Source organism: Paenirhizobium naphthalenivorans (assembly GCF_007992095.1).
Taxonomy (GTDB): domain Bacteria; phylum Pseudomonadota; class Alphaproteobacteria; order Rhizobiales; family Rhizobiaceae; genus Allorhizobium; species Allorhizobium naphthalenivorans.
Genome location: NZ_BJZP01000125.1, coordinates 1 through 719, shown reverse-complemented (window position 1 = coordinate 719; position 719 = coordinate 1). Strand labels below are relative to the sequence as shown.

The following is a 719-nucleotide window of genomic DNA, read 5'->3' as shown; positions in this document are numbered from 1 at the left end:
GCCGCCCCATTTAAGCGCCGTCGGGATCGTGACCGACGTTGTCTTGAATCCCCCTGACCCGGCAAAGACGATCCCGTGCGATGATCCGAACGAGCCATCGAAGCAGAGCAGCGGTGACTTTCCCCCGGCGCCCCATGTTTCAGGGATATCGGCCCGAAACGAGATTGCCGCCGTGCTGTCGCGATCGACGCGATATCGCTCGCCGATCACGATGCCGCCGCCCTCTGCGAACAGCTTCTCTGCTTCCGGCAGTTTCATCCATTCCGCCTCGCCATGCAGTGCGCGTTTACCGCGGATGCGTTTCGGCTCGGAACGCGAGAATGCGGTGTTGCCGATCACCGCGACGCGCAGCGCGAACATGCCAGAGAAGAGAGCTGCCGTAGCACCTGTCATTGTTGACGGGTCGATATAGGACAGGATCGACCGGGCCGCTGGCAATTCTCCGGCAAATTGCGAAAGCCGTATTCCTTCCCGAACGATGGCGAGTGCAATGACGGCCACCGATCCGGCAGCGACGCCCCACCCTGCCGTCTTGATGTTGACCGATCCCTGGGCACTGAGGAGAAAGATCAGCCCGATCGCAGCACTTGCGATATAGGGCAACGAAAGTCCAATCCGGCCAAGCGTCAATTTCGCCCCTGCCGTTTTTCCGAACGTGGTAAGCCACTGTTCTATCCCCGGCAACATCAGTGCGATGGCGATCATCACCAGCGGCGGAA

Annotated in this window: 1 protein-coding gene; it reads right to left on the bottom strand. The window is 60.5% G+C overall.

What is annotated here, in order from left to right; all coding sequences use genetic code 11:
- The coding region (locus tag RNA01_RS23490) for a type IV secretory system conjugative DNA transfer family protein (protein ID WP_235916863.1) at positions 1-719 on the bottom strand (719 nt) is incomplete at both ends.